Annotated in this window: 19 protein-coding genes and 2 tRNA genes; 20 read left to right on the forward strand and 1 reads right to left on the reverse strand. The window is 64.4% G+C overall.

The window, feature by feature from the left end:
- Positions 1 to 16: 16 nt before the first annotated feature.
- The 7 genes from UP06_RS29790 (at position 17) to UP06_RS41690 (ending at position 9,206) form a co-directional block, all read left to right on the forward strand.
- Positions 17 to 3,169, forward strand: a complete 3,153-nt coding sequence (locus UP06_RS29790; protein ID WP_045007266.1) for an efflux RND transporter permease subunit — start codon at positions 17 to 19, stop codon at positions 3,167 to 3,169.
- Complete coding sequence (locus UP06_RS29795) at positions 3,169 to 6,276, forward strand: efflux RND transporter permease subunit (protein ID WP_045007267.1); 3,108 nt, start codon at positions 3,169 to 3,171, stop codon at positions 6,274 to 6,276. Before UP06_RS29790 ends, UP06_RS29795 begins: the two co-directional genes overlap by 1 nt.
- Before the next feature lie 41 nt (positions 6,277 to 6,317).
- The gene (locus tag UP06_RS29800; RefSeq protein WP_045007268.1) at positions 6,318 to 7,058 is read left to right on the forward strand and encodes a tRNA-uridine aminocarboxypropyltransferase; all 741 of its coding nucleotides are present in this window, start codon (positions 6,318 to 6,320) and stop codon (positions 7,056 to 7,058) included.
- A gap of 91 nt (positions 7,059 to 7,149) precedes the next feature.
- Positions 7,150 to 7,977, forward strand: coding sequence for an ABC transporter permease (locus tag UP06_RS29805; protein ID WP_245305586.1), 828 nt, complete (start codon positions 7,150 to 7,152; stop codon positions 7,975 to 7,977).
- A gap of 7 nt (positions 7,978 to 7,984) precedes the next feature.
- On the forward strand, positions 7,985 to 8,740 hold the full coding sequence (locus UP06_RS29810; RefSeq protein ID WP_045007270.1) for an ABC transporter ATP-binding protein: 756 nt from the start codon (positions 7,985 to 7,987) through the stop codon (positions 8,738 to 8,740).
- A 54-nt stretch (positions 8,741 to 8,794) separates the two neighbouring features.
- Positions 8,795 to 8,868: transfer RNA gene (locus tag UP06_RS29815), tRNA-Cys, on the forward strand.
- Positions 8,869 to 9,059: 191 nt separating this feature from the next.
- Complete coding sequence (locus tag UP06_RS41690) at positions 9,060 to 9,206, forward strand: hypothetical protein (RefSeq protein WP_197087424.1); 147 nt, start codon at positions 9,060 to 9,062, stop codon at positions 9,204 to 9,206.
- 59 nt (positions 9,207 to 9,265) lie between these two features.
- Here the strand turns inward: UP06_RS41690 and UP06_RS29820 are convergent, their stop codons facing one another.
- The gene (locus tag UP06_RS29820) at positions 9,266 to 9,460 is read right to left on the reverse strand and encodes a hypothetical protein (protein WP_045007271.1); all 195 of its coding nucleotides are present in this window, start codon (positions 9,458 to 9,460) and stop codon (positions 9,266 to 9,268) included.
- 257 nt (positions 9,461 to 9,717) lie between these two features.
- On the opposite strand from UP06_RS29820, the gene UP06_RS29825 reads away from it, so the two are divergent.
- The 13 genes from UP06_RS29825 (at position 9,718) to UP06_RS29885 (ending at position 23,709) form a co-directional block, all read left to right on the forward strand.
- Positions 9,718 to 9,981 (forward strand): hypothetical protein, encoded by a 264-nt coding sequence (locus UP06_RS29825; protein ID WP_045007610.1) that lies wholly within the window; start codon positions 9,718 to 9,720, stop codon positions 9,979 to 9,981.
- Between the two features lie 455 nt (positions 9,982 to 10,436).
- A complete protein-coding gene (locus UP06_RS29830; protein WP_197087433.1) occupies positions 10,437 to 11,321 on the forward strand; it encodes an ABC transporter substrate-binding protein in 885 nt (294 codons plus the stop codon).
- Positions 11,321 to 12,934, forward strand: coding sequence for an amino acid ABC transporter permease/ATP-binding protein (locus tag UP06_RS29835; protein WP_045007273.1), 1,614 nt, complete (start codon positions 11,321 to 11,323; stop codon positions 12,932 to 12,934). Before UP06_RS29830 ends, UP06_RS29835 begins: the two co-directional genes overlap by 1 nt.
- A gap of 43 nt (positions 12,935 to 12,977) precedes the next feature.
- On the forward strand, positions 12,978 to 14,219 hold the full coding sequence (locus UP06_RS29840; RefSeq protein WP_045007274.1) for an acetamidase/formamidase family protein: 1,242 nt from the start codon (positions 12,978 to 12,980) through the stop codon (positions 14,217 to 14,219).
- 134 nt (positions 14,220 to 14,353) lie between these two features.
- Complete coding sequence (locus UP06_RS29845) at positions 14,354 to 16,687, forward strand: acetamidase/formamidase family protein (protein ID WP_045007275.1); 2,334 nt, start codon at positions 14,354 to 14,356, stop codon at positions 16,685 to 16,687.
- 28 nt (positions 16,688 to 16,715) lie between these two features.
- Positions 16,716 to 17,099, forward strand: a complete 384-nt coding sequence (locus tag UP06_RS29850; RefSeq protein ID WP_045007276.1) for a RidA family protein — start codon at positions 16,716 to 16,718, stop codon at positions 17,097 to 17,099.
- Between the two features lie 1,086 nt (positions 17,100 to 18,185).
- Entirely contained in the window at positions 18,186 to 19,349 is a 1,164-nt protein-coding gene (locus UP06_RS29855; RefSeq protein ID WP_045007277.1) for a PspA/IM30 family protein, read from the forward strand.
- 10 nt (positions 19,350 to 19,359) lie between these two features.
- Positions 19,360 to 20,019: an OB-fold-containig protein gene (locus UP06_RS29860; protein ID WP_045007278.1), complete on the forward strand. Its 660-nt coding sequence runs from the start codon at positions 19,360 to 19,362 to the stop codon at positions 20,017 to 20,019.
- A 22-nt stretch (positions 20,020 to 20,041) separates the two neighbouring features.
- Complete coding sequence (locus UP06_RS29865) at positions 20,042 to 21,745, forward strand: flotillin family protein (RefSeq protein ID WP_045007279.1); 1,704 nt, start codon at positions 20,042 to 20,044, stop codon at positions 21,743 to 21,745.
- A gap of 212 nt (positions 21,746 to 21,957) precedes the next feature.
- Positions 21,958 to 22,326: a hypothetical protein gene (locus UP06_RS29870; protein WP_045007280.1), complete on the forward strand. Its 369-nt coding sequence runs from the start codon at positions 21,958 to 21,960 to the stop codon at positions 22,324 to 22,326.
- Between the two features lie 135 nt (positions 22,327 to 22,461).
- A tRNA-Asn gene (locus UP06_RS29875) sits at positions 22,462 to 22,536 on the forward strand.
- Positions 22,537 to 22,726: 190 nt separating this feature from the next.
- A complete protein-coding gene (locus UP06_RS29880; RefSeq protein ID WP_045007281.1) occupies positions 22,727 to 22,906 on the forward strand; it encodes a hypothetical protein in 180 nt (59 codons plus the stop codon).
- A 140-nt stretch (positions 22,907 to 23,046) separates the two neighbouring features.
- Complete coding sequence (locus tag UP06_RS29885) at positions 23,047 to 23,709, forward strand: protein-L-isoaspartate O-methyltransferase family protein (RefSeq protein ID WP_045007282.1); 663 nt, start codon at positions 23,047 to 23,049, stop codon at positions 23,707 to 23,709.
- The last annotated feature ends 192 nt before the right edge of the window (positions 23,710 to 23,901 follow it).

Raw genomic sequence — 23,901 nt, forward strand, 5'->3', positions numbered from 1 at the left:
GCGGCAGGCGTATCCCATGGGTGTTTCCGAACCCTTCATTCGCCGGCCAATCGCGACTTCACTGCTCGGCATCGCACTGCTGATCGGCGGCGCGCTCGGCTATTTCGCGCTGCCGGTCTCGGCACTGCCGCAGGTCGACTTCCCGACCGTGCAGGTGACGACGCAGCTGCCCGGGGCGAGCCCTGACGTGATCGCCTCGCTGATCACCGCGCCGCTGGAACGGCAGCTAGGCCAAATCCCGTCGCTGTCGGCGATGAACTCGACGAGCTCGTTCGGCGTCAGCCAGATATCGCTCCAGTTCGACCTCAATCGCGATATCGACGGCGCTACCCAGGACGTGCAGGCCGCGATCAACGCCGCGGCCGGCGTCCTGCCCAAAACGCTGCCCTATCCGCCGACCTACGCCAAGGTGAACCCGGCGGATGCGCCGGTGATGACTTTGGCGTTGCGCTCCGAGACGATCTCGCTGCGGGCGATGAGCGACATCGCCGATACGCTGTTGGCGCAGCGGCTGAGCCAGATTTCCGGCGTGGGACGCGTCTCCGTGCTCGGCGGGCTGAAGCCGGCCGTGCGCATCCAGGCGGATCTGGCGCGGCTTGCGTCCTACGGCATCGCCATGGAGGATCTGCGCGCGGCGATCTCCAATGCCAACGTGTCCGGGCCGAAGGGCTCGCTCGATGGCGCCCAGCAGTCCTACATCATCGCGGCCAATGACCAGATCGCGGCGGCCGACGCCTACCGTCCCATCATCATCGCCTATCGCAACGGCTCGCCGGTCACCATCGGCGACGTCGCGCAGATCGTCGATGGCCTCGAGAACGACCGCACCGGCGGCTGGTACCAGGGCACGCCGGCCGTCATCATCGACATCCAGCGCCAGCCCGGCGCCAATGTGATCGACGTCGTCAGCCAAATCCGGGCCGAAATCCCAAAAGTGCAGCGCGCGATTCCGGCCGGCGTGCACCTGACCATCGTCTCTGACCGCACGGTCACCATTCGCGCCTCGGTCCATGACGTCCAGTTCACACTGATCCTCAGCGTCGTGCTGGTGACGCTGGTGGTGTTGTTGTTCCTGCGCTCGCTGCGGGCAACCCTGATCGCCGGGGTGGCACTCCCGCTGTCGCTGATCACGAGCTTCGGCATCATGTATTTTGCCGGCTTCAGCCTCGACAATCTGTCATTGATGGCGCTCACCATCGGCACGGGCTTCGTGGTCGACGACGCCATCGTCATGATCGAGAACATCGTCCGCCACATGGAGAATGGCGACAGCGCGATGCAGGCCTCGCTCAAGGGCGCCAGCGAAATCGGATTCACCGTGATCTCGCTGACGGTGTCGCTGATCGCGGTGTTCATCCCGCTGCTGTTCATGTCCGGCCTTGTCGGGCGCATGTTCCGCGAATTCGCGCTGACGTTGACGATCGCGGTCGTGACCTCGGCCGTGGTTTCGCTGACGCTGACGCCGATGATGTGCTCGCGCCTGCTCAAGCACACTCATGAAGAATTCGCGGTGCCGGGGTTGGCTGCCGTCAGCCGCTTCATCGACCGCACCGTCGAGCTCTACCACCGGACGCTGCTTGTGGTTTTGCAGCACCAGCGCACCACGCTGGTCGTGACCTTCGCCACGCTGATCGCAACCCTGGTCCTCTACGTCGTCGCGCCAAAAGGCTTCCTGCCGCTCCAGGACACCGCCTCGATCACGGCAGTGACGGAGGCGGGGCCCGACGTCTCCTTCGCAGAGATGCAGAAGCGGCAGGCGGAGGTCGCCGACGCCATCAAGGCTGATCCTGATGTGACCGGCGTGGTCTCGGTGATCGGCGCGGGCTCGGTCAATCCGACCACCAATGTCGGGCGTCTCGTCATGAGCTTGACGCCTCGCGGTGAACGGCGCGACGATGTCAGCGCGGTCATCAACCGATTGAAGGAGAAGGTGGCCGGCATCCCCGGCATGACCGTCTATTTCCAGCCGGTGCAGGACGTGCAGATCTCGACCCAGTCGAGCCGCTCGCAATATCAATATACGCTGACCGGCACCGACGCGGCGCTGGTCTCCGAATGGGCGAAGAAGCTCGTCGACGAAATGCGGCACGATCCCTTGTTCCGCGACGTGTCTTCCGAGGCGCAGGAGGGGGGCCTGCGAGCGCAGCTCGATGTCGATCGTACCCGCGCCGGCCAGCTTGGCGTCAACCTTCAGGCCATCACCGACACGCTGAACGACGCCTTTGCGCAGCGCCAGATATCGACCATCTACGGCCAGGCCAACCAGTACCGCGTGGTGCTGGAGGCGCTGCCGATGTACCAGCGCGATCCCTCGATCCTGTCAAAGCTCTATCTGCCGGGTGGCGCGAGCAGCTCCGTCGTCGGTGCGCCCAACGCCCAGGTGCCGCTCGACGCGGTGGCGACGCTGAAGCGCACCACGGCGCCGCTCGCGATCTCGCATCAGGCGCAATTCCCGGCGATCTCGCTCAGCTTCAACCTCGCACCCGGCGCGGCGCTCGGCGACGCGGTTGAGGCGGTCAAGACGATCGAGACCAGTATCGGCATGCCCAACAGCATCGTCGGAGTCTATGCCGGCGACGCGGCCGAATTCGCCAAGGCGCTGGCCGGCCAGCCCTGGCTGCTGCTCGCCGCCGTGATCACCATCTACATCGTGCTGGGCGTGCTCTATGAGAGCTATATCCACCCGATCACGATCCTCTCGACGCTGCCCTCGGCCGGCGTCGGCGCGATTCTCGCGCTGATGCTGTGCGGGCAGGACCTCTCGGTGATCGGCCTGATCGGCATCATCCTGTTGATGGGTATCGTCAAGAAGAACGCGATCATGATGATCGACTTCGCGCTTGAGGCCGAGCGCAAGCAGGGCATGCCGGCGCATGAGGCGATCGTGCAGGCCTGCCTGTTGCGCTTCCGCCCGATCATGATGACGACCTTGGCAGCCCTGTTCGGCGCGTTGCCGCTCGCGATTGAAAGCGGCACCGGCGCCGAGCTGCGCTTTCCGCTCGGCATCTCCATCATCGGCGGCCTGCTGCTGAGCCAGTTACTCACGCTCTACACCACGCCCGTGATCTACCTCGCGCTCGACCGCATCAACCGCCGACTCGAAAACGCGCTTCCGCCTGTAGAGCCCGGAGGCCCGCCGGTCGCCGGCGCCACCGAGGGGATGCAGTGATGGCATCGATCTCGGAGCCCTTCATCCGCCGGCCGGTCGCGACCACGCTGCTGTCGATCGGGCTGTTCCTGTTGGGGGGCGTCGCCTACGAGTTCCTGCCGGTCGCCTCCGTCCCGAACGTCGACTTCCCCGCCATCTTCGTGTCAGCAAGCCGACCGGGCGCCGATCCGTCGGTGATGGCCGCGACCGTCGCCGCGCCGCTGGAGCGGCGCTTGGGCGAAATCGCAGGCATCAACCAGATCACCTCGACGTCTTCGCTCGGCACGGCCAACATCCAGCTTCAGTTCGACATCGGCCGCAACATCGACAAGGCCGCGCGCGACGTGCAGGCCGCGATCAACGCCGCGCTGGTCGACCTGCCGAGCGATCTGCCGTCGCTGCCGCGCTTCCGCAAGGCCAATTCGGCCGGCGCGCCCGTCTTCGTGCTGGCGCTGACCTCGAGAACGCTGTCTGCAAGCGCGATCTACGACGTCGCCGATACCGTGCTGGCCCAGCGCATCTCGCAGGTGCCGGGCGTTGGCGATGTGACGGTGAGCGGTGCCGATCAGCCTGCGGTGCGGATCCAGCTCAACCCCGTGGCGCTGTCGAACGCCGGGATTGCCACCGACGACGTGCGAACCGCGATCATCAACGCCAACCCGCTCGGTCCCGTTGGCATCTTCAACGGCGAGCGCCAGAGCGAGACGCTGTCGCTGAACAAGCAGATGCGCACGGCCGCAGAGTTCCGCAACATCGTCATCAAGAGCTCGAACGGCAATTTCGTGCGGTTGTCCGATGTCGCTGACATCGAAGACGGCGTCCGCAACGCCCGCTCCATTGCCTGGTTCAACAAGCAGCCGGCGGTGTTGATCCAGATCACCAAGCAAGGCGATGCCAACGTCATCGACACCGTCGACCGAGTCAAGGCGCTGATCCCTGATCTGAAGCAGTGGATTCCGGCCGGGGTCGATGTGTCCACCCTGGTCGACCGTACCACCACGATCCGCGCCAGCGTGATGGACATGCAGTGGACACTGCTGGCGACCGCCATCCTGGTGATGGTCGTGGTGTTCGTGTTCCTGCGCCGCTTGACGCCGACGATCGCGGCCGGCATTTCGGTGCCGCTGGCGCTGGCCGGAACCTGCGCCGGGATGTGGGTCGCGGGCTTCTCGATCGACAATCTGTCGCTGATGGCGCTCGCGATCTCGGTCGGCTTCGTGGTCGACGACGCCATCGTCATGATCGAGAACATGTTCCGCAATCTCGAGCATGGCATGCGGCCGTTCGAGGCGGCGCTGGAGGGTGCCAAGCAAATCGGCTTCACCGTGGTCTCGATCAGCCTGTCGCTGATCGCGGCCTTCACGCCGCTGATCTTCATGGACGGCATCGTCGGGCGTCTACTGCGCGAATTCTCACTGACGCTGACCTTCGCGATCGTGGTCTCGACGCTGGTGTCGCTGACGGTCACGCCGATGATCTGCGCCCATTACATCCGGCAGACCACGTCGGGATCGGCCACGCTGTTCGATCGTGTTATCGAAGGTTCGCTGACACGAGTCGTCGCTTTCTACGCCCGCACCTTGCGCACCGTGCTGGAATTTCCGCTGCTGACGCTGCTGGTGTTCTTCGCCACCATCGGCCTCACGGTGGTGCTCTACATCAAGGTTCCCAAGGGTTATTTCCCGACCGACGATTCCGGCTTCGTCATCGGCGCGACGCGCGCCTCGGCCGATATCTCGTTCCAGTCCATGCTGAGCCTCCAGCAGCGGCTTGCCGACATCGTGATGCAGGATCCGGCCGTGGCCGGCATCGGCTCGACCGTCGGCAGCGGAGGCGGGGGCCCGGGCGCTGCGACCTCGAACCGCGGCACGATGTTCATCACGCTCAAGCCGCCGGAGGAGCGCGACCACATCTCGACGCAGGTCGTGATCGACCGTCTCAGGCGCGCTTTGTTTCCCGTGCCCGGTATCCGCCTCTTCATGTTTGCGGCGCAAGACGTGCGCGCCGGCGGACGGCAGAGCGATTCCGACTACCAGTACACACTCTCCTCGACCGATCTCGACTTGTTGCAGAAATGGGCTCCAATCGTCGCCAAGCGCATGGAGACGGTCGAAGGCATCACCGACATTTCTAGCGACCGCGATCCCGGCGGGCTTCAACTTACTTTGAACATCGACCGCCAGAAGGCAGCGATGCTCGGCGTCAAGGTCCAAGACATCGACAACGCGTTGAACAACGCCTTCTCGCAGCGGCAGATCTCGATCATCTACACCCAGCGCAACCAGTACATGATCGTGCTGGAAATCGACCCGAAATTCCAGGTCGACCCATCCAACCTCGATCGAATCTATGTTGCCGGCGCCAACAACGTGCAGGTGCCGCTGTCGGCCGTGGTGCATGCGACGCGCAGCCTCGCAGCGCTCGCGGTCTATCACTCCCAGTCGGTCCCCTCGACCACGGTGTCGTTCAACCTGCTGCCGGACGTGCCGCTGCAGGCCGCCACGCAAAACATCCAGCGCGCTGTCGACGAGCTGCACATGCCGGAGGGCATTCGCGGCAGCTTCGACGGCAATGCCGGCGATTTCGCCAAGACCAGCGGCCGTCAGCCGCTGCTCATTCTCGGCGCGCTGGTGGCGATGTATATCGTGCTCGGCGTGCTCTATGAGAGCCTCGCCCATCCGCTCACGATCATCTCGACGCTGCCCTCCGCCGGCCTCGGGGCGCTGCTTGCGCTGCAAATCACCAACACGCCGCTGACGGTGATCGCCTTCGTCGGCATCATTCTGTTGATCGGCATCGTCAAGAAGAACGGCATCATGATGGTCGACTTCGCGCTCGATGCCGAACGCCAGCGCGGCCTGTCCTCGGCGGAGGCGATCTTCGAGGCCTGCCAGGCGCGCTTCCGTCCAATTCTGATGACGACGATGGCGGCGCTGTTTGCCGGCATTCCGCTGGTCGTTGCGACCGGGCCCGGCACGGAGCTGCGGCGCCCGCTCGGCATCACCATCATCGGCGGTCTGTTCGTCTCGCAGATCTTGACGCTCTACACCACGCCCGTGATTTATCTGCTGATCGACCGCCTGCGGCGGCGCTCCGAGCCCCGCGCGCTGGCTGCGCCGGCGGAATAGGCGGGTTGTTGAAGCGCCGCGCGGAGCGTATAGCGGCGGTCATGTCCAACCCATCAGACCTGACCGCTGCGGCGCCCGAGCCGATCCCCGAATGTCCGCACTGCCAGAAGCCGATGCCGCTGTGCATCTGCGACAGTGTTACGCCGATCCAGAGCCGCCTCGGGCTTCTGATCCTCCAGCATCCGCAGGAGCAGGACAGGGCGCTCGGCACCGCGCGGCTGACTGCGAAGCATTTCCCCAAGGCGACTTTGCGGGTGGGCCTGTCCTGGCCGAGCCTGTCCAAGGCGCTCGGGCATCCCGTCGACAATGCGTCGCACTGGGGCGTGCTCTATCTCGGCTCGGCGCGCGCGGCCGATCTCGAGGCCGAGGGCGAGATCGTGGCCCTGACCCGCAAGGGCGAGATCGCCGAGAACCAGCGCGCCATCCTCGGCAAGCTCGAAGGTGTGGTGCTCCTCGACGGCACCTGGAGCCAGGCCAAGGCGCTGTGGTGGCGCAACCCCTGGATGCTGAAATGCCAACGCGTGATCCTCAACCCGTCGCGTCCCTCGCGCTACGGGCGCTTGCGCAAGGAGCCGCGCAAGGACGGACTGTCGACTATCGAGGCGGCCGCGACGATTCTGGCCGGCCTGGAGCGGCGCCCTGACATTGCCGAGACGCTGAATGCCAGTTTTGAACGGCTGTTAACACGCTACCGCGAGGTCCAGGCCGAGATGCCGGGCTTGGCGCCCAAGCCGCCGGTGAAGGACCGCCGACGCGGTGTCCGGCGCGGCAAACGAGCCTAGCTCCAGCCCACCTCATCCGTACGGTTGATTGCCCCCCGTGGAGCGGGCAGATACAGACCACCGGCCGACAGGCCCGTGACCTGCTATCCTGTTGCAGCGTCGTAAAATCCGGAATGCAAAAAGGGGCAACCGTATTCAGAGCGCAGCGAAGGAGATCCTGGCCCAGGCGGCGCAGTTCGATCGTTGGGGCACGCTCGCCCTGATGGACATCTCGCTGCGCTACCGGCGCACCGTGATCGGCCCGCTCTGGATCACGCTGACGCTCGCGGCGACGATCGTCAGCGTCGGCACAGTCTATGCGGCGCTGTTCAAGCAGGAGATCACGGGGTTCCTGCCGCCTTTCGCGGTCGGCTTGATCGTCTGGACCCTGATCGCCACGACGCTCCAGGAGGGGTCCAACATCTTCGTGGCCTCCGGTCACCTGATCAAGGCGGTGCCGGCGCCGCTGATCGTGCATGTATTGCAGATGATCGCGCGCAACGTCCTGATCTTCGCGCATCATCTGGTGATCGTGGTCCTGCTTTATGTCGTGATGCCATGGCCACTGCACTGGAACATCATGCTCGTCGTGCCAGGCTTTGCGATTCTGCTGGTCGTGCTCCTCGGCGGCTCGGTCGCGCTCGGCATGCTCTGCGCGCGGTTTCGCGACATCGGCTCGGCGATCGTCAGCGGCCTGCAATTCATCTTCTTCCTCACGCCGATCATCTGGACCGAGGACAGCGTGCGCGGCACCGCGTTCCACTGGCTGACGCGGGTCAATCCGTTCGCGACACTGCTCGATCTCGTGCGCAAGCCGCTGTTGTCGCAGCCGACGGATGCGGAGCAGTGGTTGCTCGGGCTGGCCTATGCGATCGCGATGGCCGTGATCGGCCTCGGCTGCTACGCAAGGTACCGCCACCGCGTGGCGTACTGGCTGTGAGGCGCGGATGAGCCCCCAAGCCCACATCGTGCTTCGCAACGTTTCGGTCAATTTTCCGGTGCTGTCGTTCCGCGACCGTTCGCTGCGCAGCCGGTTCGTTCGTGCCGTGACGCTGCGCCGGGAGGCGCCGCGCCCGCACATCGTCAGCGCGTTGAACGATATCAATCTCGATATCCGTGCCGGCGACCGCGTCGCCATCGTCGGCGCCAATGGCGCCGGAAAGACCACGTTGCTGAGGGTCCTGGCCGGGATCTACCATCCGACGGTAGGCGACGTCGACGTGCTCGGCCGCTGCCTGTCGCTGTTCGACCTGTCGGCCGGCTTCGACGAGGAGGCCACCGGCTACGAGAACATCATGCGCCGCGGCCTCGTGATCGGCGCACGGCGCACCGAGATCGACGCGCGGCGCGCGGAGATCGCCGAATTCACCGAGCTCGGCGACCGGCTCGACCTGCCGCTGCGCACCTATTCCAGCGGCATGATGCTGCGCCTGATCTTCGCGGTCGCGACCGCCGTCGAAGGCGAGATCGTTCTGCTCGACGAATGGATCGGCGTCGGCGACCAGCAGTTCCGGAAGAAGGCACGCCAGCGGCTCGATGAGATCGTGGCGCGCGCCGGCATTTTGGTGCTGGCCTCGCACGACATTGATCTGATCAAGAGCACCTGCAACCGCGCGATCCTGCTGCAAGAAGGCCGTATCACCGCAGCCGGCACGACCGACGAGATTCTCGGCCGATACCTCGGTGGCGAGGCGAGGGCATAGCCGGCTCGGGGTTGCCTAAACCCTTGATCCCCTATATTGCTCCGCCCTCGTTGGGGCCACGTGGCGGAGTGGTTACGCGCCGGTCTGCAAAACCGTTTACTCGGGTTCGAGTCCCGACGTGGCCTCCATCACAAGCCTCTGATATTTCAGTGCAAATTCGAGCTCGGCGTGGGTTCCGCCAACCGGCGGACAGAGCCTGCCTGTGCGCGGTTACCGGGTTTGCCCGGGGCTTGCTGGAAACCCCCGATTCAGGCCCGATGGCATAGACTTCGCATCTGCGAAGGAATTGCAGTCCCAACAATCGAGCGCTGGAGAGCACGTGAGCGACGTCGTCCGATTTGTCCCGAAATCTGAGCTGGAGCGGGCTCGCCTCATTCGCGAGGCCCGTGCGATCTATGACAGCATCTTCCCACCGGCCGAACCCGACAGGGCGCCGCAGGATGGCGAGGAGAGCGTCAAGAATTGATCGCGGGCCGCGCGGACGCGCAGTTTACGCGTCCGTTCGCAAGGTCTGGCTAAACGGTCTCAGCAGGACGCGTACCAGCTGTCCGGAAAGGGCAGGAGGGGCCAGGCGCCCTCGTTGTCATTCGCGGCCTTGGGCGTCGCGTCGAAGCTCCACGAGCGGGGCACGAATTCCTCCTCCGGCCCGAACGCCAATTCTTCCAGGACCATGGCGTCGCGGACGGTGTCCAGCAGCAAGTTGAATTCGGCTTCGCTCATCACACCCTCCGGAACTCGGATGGCGCACTGTCGCAGAGCCGGTTTGTTTCCCGATTGAGCCGATCGTTCGCATTTTAACGATCCGGCGATCGGGTCCCGGTTGGTTAGCGATTCCTGAAAAATCCCCGCGCAAATTTAGGCAAGCTGGGCCGGCTGCCAGTGTGAAAGAGATCACATTCACCGCGATTTATTCCTCCTACCTCTTTGCACACACCGGCCGACGCAGGCCGGCGGGTAGAGCGGACAGGAGAGCGGTCATGAAGGCGAGGTTCTTGCGGTTTGCGGGTGTGAGGAGCCGGGCGCGTCGCGCTTCGACGGTCGGGCTGTTTCTGACGCTGTTTGCCACCGTCGCCCACGCGGAGCCGGGTACCCCTGAGCAGCGCCGGGCCTGCAGCCCCGACGTCTATCGGCTTTGCGCCGGCGAAATCCCCAACGTCCGCGCCATCACGGCGTGCCTGCGACGTAACCGATCAAGCTTGAGCGAGGCTTGCCGCACCGTGTTTGATCAGGCCGGCGGCTGACATAGCCGGTCTGTGGATTTGTGCGCAGCAAGTAGCTCATGCGCGCTCGCGAATCCGGCATAGTCGGCCTGTGGATATGCTGCGGACAGGCTGTGGAAGACGGTGATGTCCCGCCGATGTCAGTCGCAGATACGTCTTCAGGGCGTCATATCTCTGTTAAATCGCCTCACCGAATGATTCCCTCATCGTGCAGATCCCTGCATGATTCGAGATTATTTGGTTCTCCCGAATTCGGAATCCCGTCCTGCGGCGCTTTGCGCCAGCGAACAGTTTTTGTGCAGCGGCTTGCCCAATTCACAGGCCCACCCCATCCAATTTATTGTACGCCCGCGGACAAGCTTTCCCATCCGCTCTCCCCCTAGGCTCGCTCCCGAGTTTTGGAACATGGCCATTGCCATGACAATTCGAAGGAGCTGGACATGGAGAGACGGGTTTTGTCCCAGACGCACCGGGGAATGGCGCGTGCATCGTTGCCGTGGCGCAAGGTCGCGCTCGGCGCCCTCATTGCTTTCGGCGCTCTCGCCGCAGCACCACTGAGTGCGCAAGCCGCGGCGCCTGCGGCCTGCGTCGCGCTTCAGGAAAAATATCCGGACTGGAAGGGCAAGACGCTCGTCAACGCCATCAACCCACACACGCCGGGGTATGAGACGATCGACCCGAAGGATCCCAACAAATATATCGGCTTCGACATCGACATCGGCGAGGCCATCGGGGAATGCCTCGGCTTCAAGCTGACCTACAAGCCGGTGACGTTTGCCGCCCTCCTGACCACGCTTGCCGCGGGACAAGCCGATATCGTCATCTCCGACATCTACGCCACCAAGGAGCGCGCGAAAGCCGCCGACTTCATCACCTATTCAAAGGTGTTCGACGGCGTACTGGTCGCCAAGGGCAATCCGAAGGGCATCAACGGCATCAACATGTCGATGTGCGGCGCGGCTGCCGCCGAGAACACCGGCTATGTCGAAGTGCCCCTGATCCAGGCCCTGATGCCGGAGTGCAAGAAGGCCGGCAAGCCCGAGCCCACGGTCCAGCTCTATGACAACAATGCCAACTGCATCCAGGCGATCCTCGCCGGCCGCGCCGACACCTATGTCAACGACGTCAACACCGTCGACAGCGCGGTCAAGGCCTATCCGGACAAGCTGGAGAAGGCGATCGCGGTGACGATCCCGTATTCGGTCGGCATCGCCGTTCCCAAGGACAAGCCGAAATTCCGTGACGCCGTGCTCGCCGCGTTGATCGAGGTGCAGAAGGCCGGCACGCATATGGAGCTTCTGAAGAAGCATGGGCTCGACGTGAACAACTTCAAGGAGCCTGACATTCTGACGGCTGACTGATGTCGCTGTTCCTCCATTACCTGAGCATGCCGTATCTGCTCGAGGGCATCGAGCTCACCCTCGAGGTGACTGCCCTCGGGCTCGGCGGCGGATTGATCCTCGGATTGATCCTCGCCGGCATGCAGCTCTCCCGCTTCTGGCTGCTGGCGGCAATCGCCCGGGCCTACACCGTGATCTTCCGCGGCACGCCGCTGATCCTCCAGATGGTGTTCGCCTACGACGCGCTGCCGCATATCGGCATCAAGCTGCCGGCGGTGCTGGCCGCCGGCCTCGCGCTTGCCTGCAACGAGGCGCCGTTCATCGCGGAGATGCTGCGCGCCGGCGTGCTCGGCGTTGACCGCGGGCAGGTGACGGCGGGGCAGGCGCTCGGCATGACGCCGTCGGTGCTGATGCGCCGGGTGATCGCGCCGCAGGCAATCCGCACCATGATCCCCGCGTTCGGCAATGAGGCCGTCAGCGCGCTGAAGAATTCCTCGCTCGCCTCCGTCGTCGCGGTCCAGGAGCTGACGCTGCGCTCGACCCAGCTTGCATCCTCGACCTTCGACTTCTTCTCGATATTCTTCGCCTCGGGCCTTTTGTACCTCGTGCTAACCTTTGCCATCAGCGTCATCCAGCTTTTCGTCGAATGGCTGCTCGATCTCGACCGGGCCAAGGGCCGTGAGCGCAAGCTGGCCGATTATTTGCCCTGGCGTCGCGTCGATCTCGCGACCACACTCGAGCCTGCCGGCGCGACCGTCGCTGATCCCGTGCAGGCGGAACTCACCGACACGCCGCCGCTGGCCTTGACCCGCGAGGAGCGGACCCGGCGCGCGGTGACGATCGCGCGTAACAACATCGCGGTCGAGACCAAGGACCTCACCAAGAGCTACGGTACGCAAAAGGTGCTCGGTGGCCTCGATCTCACCGTCCGCATCGGCGAGGTCGTCGCGCTGCTCGGACCCAGCGGCTCCGGTAAGAGCACGCTGCTCCGCTGCATCAACCATCTCGAAAGCTGGGATGGAGGCACCGTGCGCGTCGGCGGCCGCCTCGGTTTTGATGACGACGGCAAGCTGCTGTCGCCGCGGGCCATCGCCAATGAGCGGGCGACCGTCGGCGTCGGAATGGTGTTCCAGCAGTTCAACCTGTTCGCGCACCTCTCGGCCAAGGAGAACATTGCCGGGCCTCTGCGATGGGTCCACGGCATGACCAGGATCGATGCCGACCGCCGCGCCGCCGAGCTGCTCGAGCGCGTTGGCCTGACCCATCGCGCCGATGCGCTGCCGCGCCATCTCTCCGGCGGCCAGCAACAGCGCGTCGCCATCGCGCGTGCGCTCGCGCCGAACCCGAGCGTGCTGCTGCTGGACGAGCCGACCTCCGCGCTCGACCCCGAGCTCGTCAACGAGGTGTTGGAGGTGATCCGCCGCCTCGCCATCGACGACGGCCTCACCATGATCATCTCGACGCACCAGATCCGTTTTGCCGATGAAGTCGCCGACCGCGTCGCTTTCTTAAGCGGCGGGTCGATCATCGAGGAGGGACCGGCGCATGAGGTGCTCACCAATCCCCGCAATCCGCTGACCGCGCGTTTCCTCAGCGTCATGGAAGCCGACAAGACTCCGGAGGCGGTGCGATGAGCGCTGTCTCCGCCAGGTTCAAGACTCCCGAAGAGGCCACGTCATGAAACACTTCACGCTGCCGGTTTCGCCGAAAACCGTTCACTGGGGCTATTTCTCCAAGAAAGTCGCGCCGTCCCTGACGCTGCGCTCCGGTGATCGCGCCACCATCGAGACACTGACCCATCACGCCAATGACGATTACGAGCGGATGATCGCTGGTGATCCGGGCGCCGAGAGCGTGTTCCAGTGGACCCGCGAGCACAAGGCGGTGGCGCGCCGTGGCTCAGGTCCCGTCGAAGGCCCCTTCATCCGCGGCGCAGGCGAGGGGATCGGCGTGCATCTGTTGACCGGTCCGGTCGCGATCGAAGGCGCCGAGCCTGGCGATATCCTCGAAGTGCGCATTCTCGACGTCCGGCCGCGGCCGAGCTGTAGCGCCTGTCATGCCGGCCGCTGCTTCGGCTCCAACGTCGCGGCCAACTGGGGCTTTCACTTTCACGACCTGATCGAGGAGCCGAAGCCGCGCGAGGTCGTCACCATCTTCGAGCTCGATACCTCGGGCGAGCCCTACGCGAAGGCCGTCTACAATTACGTCTGGACGCCGCAGACCGATCCTGACGGCATCGTGCATCCGACCATCGATTATCCCGGCGTGCGCGTCGATCACGCCACCATCAGGAAGCGCGAGAACATCCTCGCAAGCGTGAAGGTGCCGGCGCGGCTGCACTTCGGCACCATGGGCCTTGCCCCTTCGGAAGCCGATTTTGTCAGCTCGATTCCACCGAGCTACACCGGCGGCAATATCGACGACTGGCGCATCGGCAAGGGCGCCCAGATGTTCTATCCAGTCGCGGTTCCCGGCGCCTATTTCTCGGTCGGCGATCCCCACGCGGCCCAAGGCGACAGCGAGCTTGGCGGCACCGCGATCGAGACGTCGCTGACCGGCGATTTCGAGTTCATCCTGCACAAGAAGGCCGACATTGCCGGCACCAGCCTCGAAGGTCTCGATCATCCGATGCTGGAGACCGATCAGGCCTGGTCGTTCTACGGCTTCACCTATCCGAACTATCTCGCAGCACTCGGCGCCGACGCACAAACCGAGATTGCCAATCACAGCAGTCTCGACCGTGCGATGCGCGATGCGTTCCGCAAGCTCCGGCGGTTCCTGATGACCGTGCACGGCCTCAGCGAAGACGAAGCGATCTCGCTGCTATCGGTCGGCGCCGATTTCGGCGTCACCCAGGTGGTCGATGCCAATTGGGGCGTCCACGGCACAATCCGCAAGAACATCTTTCGGTGCGACTAATGCGTTGAAGCGAAGCCTGTTTTCGGGATGAGAGGATGAGCAGCGATCGTCATTTGCGGCCCGTCGCTGCGACGGATGAGCGCGCTCGTCTGGCACAGAGGTTGCTTCGATCGACTGCAATCTGGGTCGATCCGATGAGCTTCCGTCCCTTCACAAGCGAGTCCTATGCGCAAGACGACCGCCCCGAAGCCTGGCGGGACGTGCTGGCTGCGATTGGCCTGCAACCCGCGGGCGGTCACGCCTTCAATGACGGTCACGCGACAGCGTCGCATCGCCACGCCGCGGGCGTCGCGCTGACGCGCATGGCCGCGGGCGCACAGAGCGTTGGTCCGCTCTCGCAATCGAACGAAGACCTGCCGATCGCCCTGATGCCGGTCGAAGACGGCATGGTGCTCAAGAGCGCGGGCGGCCATCGCATCGTTCCGGTCGGCCATCTTGTGCTGCTGCCGCGGAGCGGGGACTGGAGCATCGTGTTCCAGCGCGACATGCGCGCCATCGTGTTGGCGGTGACGTCTGAAGCGCTGCACGGACGTCTGTCGGGCAAGCCACGGCTCGGCGAGCCCCGGGTCGTTCCGCCCAGCGGCTTTGCCGATGTGTTCGCGCGCCTGCTCGATGCCACCGCGCGCACGCTTGATACGTTGAGCGATGCCGAATGGAATGCGGTTGCGCAGTCGCTCGTTGACCTGCTTCTGACGCTCGCGCATCAACTAGCGGCCTCGACGTCAGATGCCGGATCGAGCGCGACGCAGGCCGCGCTGCTGCACCGGATCTGCCAGACCATCGAGCGCAGGCTCGACGATCCCGAACTGGTGCCAGCCCGTGTCGCCCAGGCCGAGGGGATTTCCGAGCGCTATCTGCAAAAGTTGTTCGAGACGGTCGGCGACAACTTTACCCATTACGTCCGCGAGCGCCGGCTCCAGCGTGCCTGGGCCGGCCTGTCCAACCCGACCGAAGCGCATCGCTCGATTTCGGAGATCGCCTACGCCTATGGCTTTGGCGATTCCGCGCATTTCAGCCGCGCCTTTCGCCATCGCTTCGGCCTGCCGCCACGCGAGTTTCGCCAGCAGGAGGCGGAGCGCGCGACGACGCAGCACGGGATCACCGGTCAGCGCGGCTGGCCACAGGATGCGCTGGCGCAGCTTCGCGTGCATCAGGCGGGTGCGGAGGCGCGCAGCAACGTCGCCCGCGCTGACTCCGATGCGCCGAGAGCGGCCGGACGCAAGCACCACCATCTTCCGATCGAGGCCAGCCGGGTTCATTGGGGTTATTTCAGCCGCTCGCTCTCGCCGCAGCTCGAGATCACCTCGGGCGATACCATCACTATCGAGACGCTGACGCAGCATGCCTCCGACGATCCCGAACTGATGATCGCGGGCGATGCCGCCGCAGAGAGCGTGTTCGGCTGGACACGGGACAAGAAGAACGTGGACCGCCGCGGCGCGGGCCCGATGGACGCCAGCGTGTTCGGTCGCGGTGCCGGCGAGGGGTTTGGCGTGCACATCTGCACGGGGCCCGTGGCGGTGAAGGACGCCCAGCCCGGCGACGTGCTGGAAGTGCGAATACTCGACATCGTGCCGCGCGCGAGCCGCCATCCCAAGCATGCTGGCCGTGTGTTCGGCTCTTCGGTCGCAGCCTGGTGGGGCTATCATTACGACGAGTTCCTGTCAGGGCCGAAGCCGCGCGAGGCGGTGACGATCTACGAGATCTTCGACGACACGGATGCGCCGCATGCCCGCGCGCTCTATTCCTATCGTTGGGAGCCGCAGACCGATCCGTTCGGCGTCGTTCACCCCACTTACGACTATCCCGGTATTCCCGTCTTGCCCGGCACGGTGAAGCGCCGCCACGATGTGCTCGACGGCATCCGCATTCCCCTGCGTCCGCATTTCGGCGTGATCGCGGTGGCGCCGCGCGAGGTCGATTTCATCGACTCTGTGCCGCCGTCCTATTTTGGCGGCAATCTCGACAATTGGCGGCTGGGGAAGGGGGCGAGCGTCTATCTTCCGGTCTCCGTGCCCGGCGCGTTGTTGTCGGTCGGCGATCCCCATGCCGCGCAAGGCGACGGCGAGTTGAGCGGCACGGCAATCGAATGCTCGATGACCGGAACGTTCGAGGTGATCCTGCACAAGAAGGCCGATCTCGCAGGCCAACCGTTCGCCGATCTCAGCTATCCCTTGATCGAGACCGCGACCGATTGGGTGCTGACCGGCTTCAGCCATCCCAACTATCTCGCCGAGTTCGGCGCGCAAGGGCAGAGCGAGGTCTACGCAAAGTCCTCGCTCGACCTCGCCATGAAGGACGCGTTCCGCAAGATGCGGCGCTTCCTGATGAACGTGAAGGGTCTCAGCGAGGACGAGGCGATCGCGCTGATGTCGGCCGCCGTCGATTTCGGCGTGACCCAGGTGGTAGACGGCAATTGGGGCGTGCACGCCATCATCAGCAAGCGTCTGTTCCAAAACTCCCCTTAAAGCGCGCGCCCTAAGCAAGGACAATCAAGTGAAATTCCACATGATCAGCGGCGGACCGAAGCCGGTCGCGCCCTTCAGCCACGCTGTCGAGACCGACGGTTTTGTCTTCGTCACCGGCCAGATGCCGGATACGCCGCAAGCGCCGGGTGTGCTGCCCGATGGCATCGTCGAGCAGACCCACGCGGTGATGGAGAATTTGAAGGTGGTGCTCGGGGGTCTGGATCTCGGCCTCGAGCACGTTGTGATGACGCGGATCTACCTCACGCGCTTCAAGGAAGACTACACGGCGATGAACGAGACCTACCGCACGTACTTCGCACCCGGCCGCCTGCCGGCCCGCACCTGTGTCGGCGTCACCGGGCTTGCCTACGACGCGCTGATCGAGATCGACCTGGTGTGCCGGCGGCCGTAACAGTCCGTCTTTCGTAGCCCGGATGAGCGAAGCGATATCCGGGACCGCTGGTCGCCAGAATCCCGGATGTCGCTTCGCTCATCCGGGCTACAACCCCTTGCGTTGCCTGTCGGGCAAAACACACAAACAACGGGTCAATCCGCTCTCGCGAAAATATTCCACTTTACCGAAATTCTGTTTTCTCGTATTCAAGCGCCACCTCATCCCAGTCAGAGGGGCGTATCGCGATCGTCACGAAACGCGGGATGAGCCGTGGTGGACGCTGGACCGCGTCGGCGCGATAGGCTTCGCAGGGCGGGACACCGTGAGCGAAGGCATCGCGCACACGACCGGTGCGGTCCGCGTACGGCAAAACCGAGTCGTCCTGGCGCCCGGGGTCTGTGCGCCAAGTCTTGTGGTGATGTGTGCTGCCCGACCGGGCGCACGCGTCAGTGATCCGTAAGGCGACGGGGGCAATAGTGCATCGCTCCCCGGGGAGAGCTCGGCATAAGCCGTCAAATCACTACGCAGGGAAGGCCGGTTGTTTGGCTTCACCTGTATGCCGCTGTGCAGCCTCTTGTAGCGCAACCTTCGCACAGTGGACCGCGGGTGCCAGCCGGCACCCGGTCTTCCCTGCGCCCTCTGACGGAGGAGGGGGTGAGATGAAGCAAAGCTCGGGCGAAGCAAGTCGCGAGGACGCAGATCTGTGTCGGCCTGCACATAACGCGCACTGCCCATCACCCGTCATCCTGAGGTGCCGGAGCGAAGCGGAGGCCTCGAAGGGTGAACGGCCCGGCTGCATCCCGGCCGCTCATCCTTCTAGGCTCCCGATGGGGCGCATCGCGCCCCATCGCTCGCGCCTCAGGATGACGGCGACCCAAGGCTCCAACGACGTGAAGGGAACGGCACCGGGGCTGTCAAAAGCTCTCTCGACTTCGCCTCAAACTGCAACCCGCGCGTGCAAGAAGTCTTGATCGGCGGTGATCTAGGGGTGATTGCCCCACCTTGAACGCGTCGCCCACGGCCAGCGACTAATCCATAGAGTGCATAAGGATCAGTGGAATGTGATCGACCTTCCCCCTTGTAAAGCACCAAAATGGTGCTTTAGTGCTTTCCATGAGCCCGTCGCCCCGAAATGCGCCATCGGCGCTTCGATACAGGCTTGCCCCTGACCCGGCCGCCAAGGCCGCGATGGAGGCGACGTTTAGGGCTTATGACCGCATGATGGAGATTCTGGACGAGGTCGCGCGGAGCCATAACGTCGGCTCCAACGTCGTCCTGCTGCATGCCCATGCCTATGAGCCGATCCGGAGAGAAACCGCGCTGCCCTCGCGCCTGGTGACCCTGGGCCTGCGGGACCGCGCCGACTATCGCGCCGCGCAAGGCCGCCGTCTGCCGCTCGACGACAAGCTCGCCAAGATCAAGGGGCCCGCCACCATTTCGATTGCGACCGTGCAAGGGCGCTTCAGCGTGCCCTTCGACTATGCCGGCTACGCGGAGGGCTGGGGGCAGAGCGCGCCCGCGCACCTCATCCGCACCGACGACGGTTTCGAGGTTCACTACGGCGTCACGCCGAACAATCTGCCAGAGGAGGAGAACGCCATGGATACCATCGCTGCCGCTCCCGAAAATTTCCTGTCACGGGTCGGACGTCTGATCGCCGGGATCGCCTACGACGCGATCGAGCAGGCGGAGGGCAAGAACAAGCTTGGAGTGGTCGGACAGGCCATCCGCGAGATCGAACGTGCGGAAGGCGAGGCGCGCGACGCGCTCGCGGCCGCACGTGCCGAAGAATACCGTCTCAACGCCAGGCGCACCGAGATCGAGCGCGAGATGACCGATCTCACCGCGAAGATCGAGGGCGTGATCGCGGACGGGCGCGACGATCTCGCGCGCGCCGGCATCGCACGGCAGATGGACCTGGAGGCGCAGTTCGAGGTGCTCTACCGCGCCATCGACGAAAACAACGAGAAGATCGAGAATAGTGTCACCTCGCTGCGCGCCGTGCTGTCAGCATTGCAAGATGCCGAGCAGCGCCGCGCCGATCTTGAAAAGAGCGAGGCTGCCGCAAGCCACCAGGCCTCGACGTCACCCCGCAAGCCCGGCGGTGCATCGGCTGCGGCGAAGGCGCTGCGCGCGGGCAGGGCGGTGGCGCGCGCCACCGGCGTTCCCGCAGCTATCCCGTTTTCAAGCGACATCGACGAGCTCAGCACGTTGCATCGCGACAAGGAGATTGCAGCGAGGCTGGCCCGGTTGAAGTCGCGCTCCTGAGTCATGTGTCATGAGCGCAATGCTCGAACACGTCATGTCGCCGGAGGTCAGGCCGTTCGCGATCGCAGCGGCCATGATCCTCATCGTCGGCTCCGTCGAGGTGGTCTCGATGCTGGTCGGGGCCTCGCTGAGCGAGCTGCTTGGCACCAACATCGATTTCGGCCACCCCAGCGACAACGGCGTCATAAACGCCATTTCCTGGATCAATGTTGGCGGCGTGCCGCTGCTGATCTTCCTGTTGCTGGTGCTCGGCGCCTTCTCCATCACCGGCTTCCTGATCCAGGACATCGCACGGATGGTCGCCGGTCCGTTGCCGGCAACCATCGCCTCGGTCGGGGCGATCGTGGTGTCGGTTCCGCTGGTCCGTGCCGCCAGCGGCGCCATCGCGCGGGTCATTCCCAAGGATGAAAGCTATGCGGTCGGCCTCGGCGATCTCGTCGGCCGCGTCGGTGAGGTCGTCATCGGCCCGCTCGACCAGGGTCCGCCGGGCCGCGTCAGCGTCGCCGACGTCCACGGTAACAGGCACTTCGTCTGGGCGGTCGCGGCGCCCGCATCGGGACCATTGCCGCAGGGAACGCTGGTCCTCCTGGTCGATCGCGTCGGCACCCGCTTCGTGGCGGTCAAGGCCGACGATGAACTCAAGCCGTCCAAACCCACTCTAAGCAGCTAGCAAGTCATTATTGGAGAAAGTCATGTTCGACATCGCAGTCCCGGCCATGATCGGCGTCGCGCTGATCGTCGTCCTCGGGATCGTCTTCACCATCCTCTACAAGCGCGCCACGCGCGACGAGGCCTTCGTGCGTACCGGCCTCGGCGGCAAGAAGGTCGTGCTCGACGGCGGCGCCATGATCCTGCCGATCTTCCACTCCTACGCCAGCGTCAATTTGAAGACGCTGCGGCTCACCGTCGAGCGTAAGGAGCGGGAATCCCTGATTACCAAGGACCGCCTCCGCGTCGACATCGTCGCCGAGTTCTACGTGCGCGTCCGTCCCGACGATGAGAGCATTGCGCTCGCGAGCCAGACGCTGGGCGCGCTGACGAATGACGCCGAAGCCTTGCGTAACCAGGTCGAAGCCAAATTCGTCGACGGCCTGCGTTCGGTGGCGGCCACCATGAGCATCCTGGAGCTTCAGGAAAAGCGCAGTGATTTCGTCAAGCACGTGCAGGCGACCGTGGAGTCCGACGTGAAATCCAACGGTCTCGAGCTTGAATCGGTGTCGCTGACCAAGCTCGACCAGACGGATGTCAAATTCTTCAATCCGGAAAACTTCTTCGACGCCGAAGGCCTGACCCAGCTCAAGACCGTCACCGAGACGCGTCGGCGCGACCGCAACTCGATCGTGCGCGACAACGAAGTGGCGATCGCGCAGAAGGACCTCGAGGCACGGCAGCAGACCCTGACCATCGAGCGCACCAAGAAGGAGGCCGAGCTGTCGCAGGAGCGCGACATCGCCAACAAGACCGCGAGCACCCGCGCCGAAGTCGCGACCGCGACGCAGACCGCCCGCCTCACCGAGGAGAACGCCCGCATCGATACCGACCGGGCGGTCGCCGAGAAGGAGGCCGGCGCCAAGCAGGTCAAGGAAACGGCCGTCATCGAGTCGGATCTCGCGATCAACAAGCGCAAGACCGATGCCCAGCGCGAGATCCAGATCGCGACGCAAGAGAACGAAATCCAGATCGCCTCCAAGAGCAAGCAGACCTCGGAAGCCGTCGCCGAAGCCAAGACCGCGGAAGCCATCGCTGTCTCCGCGGAGGAAAAGGTCGTGACAGCCCGCGCCGTCGAGGTCGCCGATCGTGCCCGTCTCACGCAGGTGCTGGCCGCGCGAACCGAGGCCGAACGCAAATCCACCGAGGTGATCGTCGCGGCCGAAGCCGAGAAGAAGGCGGCGCTCGACCGCGCCGAGGCCACCAAGACAGCGGCCACCGCGGAGGCCGAGTCCAACAAGATCAAGGCGGTCGGCGTCAGGAACATCGGCGAGGCCGAGGCTGCAATCATCACGCTCAAGAATGAGGCGCAGAACAAGCTTGGCGCCAACGTCATCGACTTCGAGCTCGCCAAGAAGCGGATCGAGACCATGCCCTTGGCGCTGGCTGAGATGGTCAGGCCGATCGGAAACCTCAAGGACGTCCGCATCCTGCACACCGGCGGCGCATTCGGCGGCAATGGCGGGGCGGGCGGCAATGTCGGCTTCGGCGAAGGGCTCGCCGGCGAGCTTCTCAAGGTGCACGCGCTGCGTCCGATGATCGACGAGATCCTGCGCCAGAGCGGCTTCGCACCGGGCGAGGATCCCGTGAAGACACTGGTCGGCGCCGTCACCGGCAAGGGCAACGGTGCCGCGGTAACGCCGGTGGCTGCACCTGCTCCGGAGAAAACAAACGCCGCCGATCTATGAATGCCCATTCATTGCTGCGGAGAATTCGAATCGGTAAGAACTGGCTCGTTGCGCGTCTCGCGTCGCGCAACGAGCCGGAGTGCAGGTCGATCGCGTGTTGAACCTTTCGATCGCGCTCCGGACGAATCTCTGAGGCAACGCCATTTGTTGCCGCGGCGCCGGCGTAGATCGACGTCAGCCGCCGGAAGCCGTTTTCGATCGGGGGAATTTACATGAAGTATTTTCTGTCTGGACTGATCGCCGTGGGTCTTTCACTCGCCGCCACGGCGTCCTTCGCGGCTGACGCCCGCAACGTCACCGTCGTCAACGAGACCGGCTATGCCATCAAATTCCTGGGCTTCAACGCACCGGACGATGGCCTGGACGAATGGGACAACGAGCTCGACAAGGTCTTGCAGAACCAGGCCTCGACCTATGTCGAGTTCGACGATGATGGCGAGGGCTGCGTCTGGAACATCCGCGTCGACTGGCAGAACTACGACGAGACCGTGCTGTGGAAGAACGTCAACCTCTGCAAGTTTACGGCTCTGCGGCTGCGCTACGACTCCGGCACCAAGACCACGTCGTTCATCGCCGAGTAATCTTGCCTTCGATGGCCGGGAGGAGGGGCCGTACAGGCCCTTCCTCGATGCGTTGCGGAAGATGACGAATTCGTCCTTTGCAAGCGCAAGCGGCTTTGTTATACGCAGCCGCGCGCGAACGACTGGTTCGCCTTTTCCTCGGTAGCTCAGCGGTAGAGCATCCGACTGTTAATCGGATGGTCGCTGGTTCGAATCCAGCCCGGGGAGCCAAATTTCACCGCATTTTCAATGGCTTGCATTCAGACTCTGATCTGACGTGCGATCTCGTTGCGGCAAGTTCTCAAGCGCAAGTTCTCAAGCGGATGTGTACGGTGGGGCTATCGCTGCCGCCGGGGTGACGCCAAATCGACTCAATTCGAATCGAGCTTCGCAGGGCCGGGCCTTCACGGAGCTGATTCCCATGCGAGACATCCAGGTCGACCGTTCCCAGCTGGCCCCCTCTATTCTGCCGGCCGACATTCCCGAGCTCAGCGACGATCAATGCCTGGCCTGTCTCGCGCGGGCCGTCGAGGCACCCGATTCGGCGCGGCTGGACGAAGTCGCTGCATTGATCGGCCGCCTTGCGGTCGCGATCGAATAGGCCATCTCGCTTCCGATGCCGTAACTTGCGGAGCCCGTAGGCCCGCCCGGGCCAACGGACGTGTTGCGTTTTCGCGGAGCCTGCTCCAAATATGCCGCGAAGTTTCGTCCGCGGCGTCGTCCGCATTGCAGGGTCCGCAAATGTCCGGTTTCTCGACCGCGCGCCAAAAAATGGTCGATGGCCAGGTGCGCACCACTGACGTCACCGATCGCCGCATTCTCGATGCCATGCTCACGGTTCCGCGCGAGGCCTTTGTGCCCGCGACCAGGCAGGCCCTGGCCTATCTCGACCTCGACCTCGACGTGAGCGAGGGGGCCGCCAAGCGGTACCTCATCAAGCCGGCGCTGACCGGCAAGCTGCTCCAGGCCGCCGAGATCGGCGAGGGCGACAACGTGCTGGTGGTCGGCTGCGCCACCGGCTATCTCGCGGCGCTGACCGCAAAGCTGGCGCGCCATGTCATTGCGACGGAATGCGATTCGGCACTGGCGGCGAAAGCCAAGGATGCCTGCGCCGCGATCGGGCTCACCAACGTGACCTGCAAGGCCGCCGCCTGCGCCGACGGCGATTCGGCTGCCGCTCCCTATGACGTGATCGTCCTCAACGGCGCCACCGAGGTGACGCCGGAAGGGTTGTTTGGCCAGCTCAGAGAGGGCGGTCGTCTGGTAGGGGTCTCCGCCGAATCCAGGCCGTCGCGGGCCATGATCGTGACCCGGTCCCACGGCGAATTCGGCTATCGGCCGCTGTTCGATGCCGCAGCCCCGGTGCTTCCCGGGCTGGAACGGGCCGCCGCCTTCGTCTTCTGACGGCCGAAACCCTGTTAAAATACCGTTCTGAATCAGAAGTGTGGCCGGGATGCTGCACGTGAAGAGTTTCCACTGAGAACCACTCAGAGGTAGTTCCGTCGCGCTTGACCGCGTCCTATGTTGCGGCGGGGCAACGACTCCACTTGGATACGGTAACCAGGCTCGCGGGCACGAGCCTGACGTGAGAATGAA

The organism is Bradyrhizobium sp. LTSP857, from assembly GCF_000938285.1.
Lineage (GTDB): Bacteria > Pseudomonadota > Alphaproteobacteria > Rhizobiales > Xanthobacteraceae > Bradyrhizobium.

What these genes read in the sequence shown, in the direction of transcription:
- UP06_RS29790 (WP_045007266.1), top strand. Translation starts at nt 17, where the DNA reads ATGGGTGTTTCCGAACCCTTCATTCGCCGGCCAATCGCGACTTCACTG.
- UP06_RS29795 (WP_045007267.1), top strand. Translation starts at nt 3,169, where the DNA reads ATGGCATCGATCTCGGAGCCCTTCATCCGCCGGCCGGTCGCGACCACG.
- UP06_RS29800 (WP_045007268.1), top strand. Translation starts at nt 6,318, where the DNA reads ATGTCCAACCCATCAGACCTGACCGCTGCGGCGCCCGAGCCGATCCCC.
- UP06_RS29810 (WP_045007270.1), top strand. Translation starts at nt 7,985, where the DNA reads ATGAGCCCCCAAGCCCACATCGTGCTTCGCAACGTTTCGGTCAATTTT.
- UP06_RS29820 (WP_045007271.1), bottom strand. Translation starts at nt 9,460, where the DNA reads ATGAGCGAAGCCGAATTCAACTTGCTGCTGGACACCGTCCGCGACGCC.
- UP06_RS29825 (WP_045007610.1), top strand. Translation starts at nt 9,718, where the DNA reads ATGAAGGCGAGGTTCTTGCGGTTTGCGGGTGTGAGGAGCCGGGCGCGT.
- UP06_RS29830 (WP_197087433.1), top strand. Translation starts at nt 10,437, where the DNA reads ATGGCGCGTGCATCGTTGCCGTGGCGCAAGGTCGCGCTCGGCGCCCTC.
- UP06_RS29835 (WP_045007273.1), top strand. Translation starts at nt 11,321, where the DNA reads ATGTCGCTGTTCCTCCATTACCTGAGCATGCCGTATCTGCTCGAGGGC.
- UP06_RS29840 (WP_045007274.1), top strand. Translation starts at nt 12,978, where the DNA reads ATGAAACACTTCACGCTGCCGGTTTCGCCGAAAACCGTTCACTGGGGC.
- UP06_RS29845 (WP_045007275.1), top strand. Translation starts at nt 14,354, where the DNA reads ATGAGCTTCCGTCCCTTCACAAGCGAGTCCTATGCGCAAGACGACCGC.
- UP06_RS29860 (WP_045007278.1), top strand. Translation starts at nt 19,360, where the DNA reads ATGAGCGCAATGCTCGAACACGTCATGTCGCCGGAGGTCAGGCCGTTC.
- UP06_RS29865 (WP_045007279.1), top strand. Translation starts at nt 20,042, where the DNA reads ATGTTCGACATCGCAGTCCCGGCCATGATCGGCGTCGCGCTGATCGTC.
- UP06_RS29870 (WP_045007280.1), top strand. Translation starts at nt 21,958, where the DNA reads ATGAAGTATTTTCTGTCTGGACTGATCGCCGTGGGTCTTTCACTCGCC.
- UP06_RS29880 (WP_045007281.1), top strand. Translation starts at nt 22,727, where the DNA reads ATGCGAGACATCCAGGTCGACCGTTCCCAGCTGGCCCCCTCTATTCTG.
- UP06_RS29885 (WP_045007282.1), top strand. Translation starts at nt 23,047, where the DNA reads ATGTCCGGTTTCTCGACCGCGCGCCAAAAAATGGTCGATGGCCAGGTG.